At 55.2% G+C, this 3,542-nt stretch carries 3 protein-coding genes; 1 reads left to right on the forward strand and 2 read right to left on the reverse strand.

What is annotated here, in order from left to right:
• The coding region (locus Q0628_RS13805) for a PUA domain-containing protein (RefSeq protein ID WP_366979165.1) at positions 1–584 on the forward strand (584 nt) is incomplete at its 5' end.
• A 175-nt stretch (positions 585–759) separates the two neighbouring features.
• Here the strand turns inward: Q0628_RS13805 and Q0628_RS13810 are convergent.
• Positions 760–2,559, reverse strand: coding sequence for an FISUMP domain-containing protein (locus Q0628_RS13810; RefSeq protein ID WP_298771941.1), 1,800 nt, complete (start codon positions 2,557–2,559; stop codon positions 760–762).
• The gene (locus tag Q0628_RS13815; protein WP_298771944.1) at positions 2,556–3,374 is read right to left on the reverse strand and encodes a TIGR02147 family protein; all 819 of its coding nucleotides are present in this window, start codon (positions 3,372–3,374) and stop codon (positions 2,556–2,558) included. Before Q0628_RS13815 ends, Q0628_RS13810 begins: the two co-directional genes overlap by 4 nt.
• Between the last annotated feature and the right edge of the window lie 168 nt (positions 3,375–3,542).

The raw sequence follows: 3,542 nt of genomic DNA on the forward strand, positions 1-3,542 counted from the left end.
ACAATCCGAAGAAGAATCCGAACGCCCGACTGCTCCGCTTTGTGCCTGAAATTACGCCTGCAGTGCTTGCGCTCGCGGGTAAGCCCGGTGAGACGGGCTCCGCCGTGAGTACCGGCGGAATGCGTAGCAAGCTCGAAGCGATTCGCAACGTGACCAAGAGTGGTTGCAACGCGTTCCTCGCGAGCGGCATGAAGGTATTGCCGCACCAGGTGATTTTTGAAAATGCGCAGGGAACGCTCTTTGTAGGTTCCAAGAAAAAGCTCAACAGCCGTCAGCGCTGGCTCAGCTTCATTACGACTCCGCGCGGGGCCGTGGTGGTGGACGAGGGTGGCGTGAAGGCTTTGCGCGAAAAGCATTCCAGCCTGCTCCCCGTGGGCGTGTGCGCCGTCAAGAAGCACTTTGACAAGGGCGACCTGATTGAAGTCTTGAGCGAGACCGGCGAGCCGGTGGCACGCGGTGTCGCGAAGTTCGACAGCGAAACCTTGAAACTTGTGCTTCACAAGAAGACCGCCCAGATTCATGAACTCTTGGGCAAGGATGTCGCCGACGAACTCATCCACAAGAACGACCTGGTCGTGTTCTAGCTTAGAATGTCATCCCGGCCCCCGAGCCGGGATCTATTGGTAGATCTTGAACTGAAAATTTGTATCTTGGTAAGCGTATGGAAGAAAATCAGAATTCAAGGGCTTTATTGCGTTGGAATTCAGTGAACTTCTGGAAGCGGGCGTCTTGCCGTGTCTTGCGCCGTTTCCCGCTTCGTCAATCCTTTAGGCATCGGACATTCAGGTAGTTGTCCGATGTCATGGACGTTGCCGGGTAACCGATGTTGAGTCCGTCAAAAACGAGCGTCCCGAATTCGCTTTCCGTGTCCGTCCATAGATAGGCAGCCACTCCCATTTGCACGAATTTCAGGGTGTTCCCGATGATGCTGTAGCGTCCTGCCGGGTAAAGGCTGAATCCGTAAAGATCGCTTCCGTTTCCGCTTTCCCAGCCTTCGGTCGTCCTGAGAGCAGTCATGTCCTTCCCGGTGTTATCCTCCAGGTCTACAAAGTCCTGGGCGGACGGCAGCCGCCAACCCTCCGGGCAGGCCGTCTTGGCGTCGTCGGGAGAATACATCCTGCCGTATTTTTCGCAGTTCTCGTCGTCGTTTTCGTAGCAGTAACTCGTGAAATCCCCCTTGTATTTCAGGTTCTCGGCAAGCCATGTCTGAGAACCTATCGTCGTGGTGGCGTAAGTCCGCCCGTCGCGCTCGTCCGTGAAGGTCCCGGCGACAACCTGAGCAGGGTCCACGGCCCCCCCTGAATTTTCCGTCGCCGCGCCCTTTATGCAGCGGAGCGATTCGAATGCGTATGACGAAGCCAATTCGACATTCGAGCTGGTATCGCCGAAAAGGAATCTCCAATGCTGCGGGATTCCCATGTTCGTCGAAGTCATGATAAAGAAGGCCCCGTAGCCGAAATACTTTTCCTGCCTTTCCGTTTCGGGCGGCAGAACGGAATAACCCGGGAACAGTGCCGTAAACCCGTAATCGTCCGTTCCCATGAACTCTTCTGCCGCCGCCTTTTTCCCGGCGACGTCGCGCCCGCCCATTTCTTCTTCGAGAATCTCGAAGTCGTCAAGGTTCGGCACGCGCCAGCCCTCTGGGCATATCCCCTGGACATTGCGCCCGATATCGCAGGGCTCTTCGGTGCAGCCCACTGCCGCGGCCCATGTATAGAGCCGCCCGTATTTTTCGCAGTTGGCGGGATTTCCTTCCGGGCAGTAACTGAGGGAATCCATGGTTTCCGAAGAAGCCCGATAGGCGTAGTTCAGGTTCTCCGCCATCCACACCTGTTCGCCGATTTTTACCGTCCTGTACACTTGACCGTCCCGCTTGTCCACAAGGAGCGTGGAGTCGGCTTCAGCGTCTTCTCCCGGGGCGTAGAACTCGGCAATGCAGATATCCTTCATTCTCTTGGCCGTAGCCTGCAAGTATTCATCGGCGGCAACTTTCGGCGTGAACTTCATGACGCATGTCAAGTGAAGCACGCTGCAACGGTCCAGTTTGAAAAGGTCCGTCACGGCCCCGCCGTTTTCGGCGCAGTAGTCTGCGAAGGCCGTAGAATCCGCCCGGCAACTTGCTGTGGCGCTGTCGCCGTCGTAAGAATTGTCCAGGTGATCCTCCACTACAGCGTCCAGCGAATCCCGATTCAAAAATTCCGTATAGATGTTCTTCTTGTAGGTGCGAGTCAAGTTCATGCGGACGCCGTTCTGTTCGGCATACAGCTCCACGGTGCAGGCTTCGCCGACGGTTTCGCCCGCATGCTCGTAGTAGGGCTTGGCGGCTGTGGTAAAATCGACATCGAACCACGACAAGCCCCGTTCCTTGTCCTTGACTTCCACGAGCCTCAGGGCGACCTTGGGTTCCCATGTCATGAGCCTTGCATAGGCGGCGCTGTCCAGGCTGGCGTTCTGCTCTTCGGTGTAGCCGTTGGCGATTTCCTTTTCCGAATCGCTGCAGGCGGTGCAGAACAGGAACGCAAGGCAGGGGATGGATAGAATGTTCGGGGAAAATCTCATTTTTTAATCTCTTTTGTCAACGGGAACAACTGCAGGTTCACCCTGTAAATTCGGTCACAACTCTCCGTGGCAGAAACGATTCCGGCGATTTTCTTGCGGCAGAAGTCCAGTTCGTTTACAATCCGCTCGTATGCCGCCCGGTTTACGGCGACCGTCATTCCCGAAAAGTTGCGCTCCGTTACAGGGAACGCCTCGATGGCCTTCTCCGCAAGCCTTGCCATCTGCCTGTGCATGCCGCGGATGGCCCGCGGAATCTTCTCGGACGAGCCAAGGATTGCCTTGTCGGATTGGATATACCTGTTGCGCCGCTCCTTCAGAAAACCCGCCTGGACCAGGAAATCCAGGGATTTCTTCACGTTCTCGGGAGTCACGCTCTCGTGGAGCATGTTCGCGATTTTTGACGGCGTGGCATTGGCAATCCTGGGGGCAAGTTCCCGGAGCACCGGGTTCCACCAGTTCTTGAAGTATTCGTAGCCGTCGCCCCCTACGACCCGGATCCTGTCGTCCTTTGCCAGGGTGTGCATCTGTTCAAGGGCGGCCTGCCTTTTCTTTTCTACGGGGGAATTGCAGTAGGTGACCAGCGCCAAGAAGTAGGATGTCTGGATCTTGGAAAGCCCCATGACTTTTGACAGGCGGGCGGCGCCGACGCAGCTCAATTTCGACTTCCCGTCGCAAACGAGTTTCAAGAACTTTGTGCTGGCGTATCCGGCCATCTTGTTGAAGCCGCGCCACGACAGGCCCGTCATCAACTTGCGCTCTTCGTAAAAATCCCTGATGTAGGTTCGGTAGTTGTCGTAGTCGGAAATCGGTTTCATCGTTCTTTAAATTTACCTTATTGTTCCCGGGTTTGCAATTTCTTGAACCGGAAAGGCCCCTGGATTGCCGTTCCTGTCATGAGAATCTGGAAGAATCTCCTATATGTCTCATCTTGAGTCATATAGAAAATTTCTGATAGAAAATCTTGAAAAAAGTTGTTTTTATGT

The sequence above is a fragment of the uncultured Fibrobacter sp. genome (genome assembly GCF_937877005.1).
GTDB lineage: Bacteria > Fibrobacterota > Fibrobacteria > Fibrobacterales > Fibrobacteraceae > Fibrobacter.

What these genes read in the sequence shown, in the direction of transcription:
- Q0628_RS13810 (WP_298771941.1), bottom strand. Translation starts at nt 2,559, where the DNA reads ATGAGATTTTCCCCGAACATTCTATCCATCCCCTGCCTTGCGTTCCTG.
- Q0628_RS13815 (WP_298771944.1), bottom strand. Translation starts at nt 3,374, where the DNA reads ATGAAACCGATTTCCGACTACGACAACTACCGAACCTACATCAGGGAT.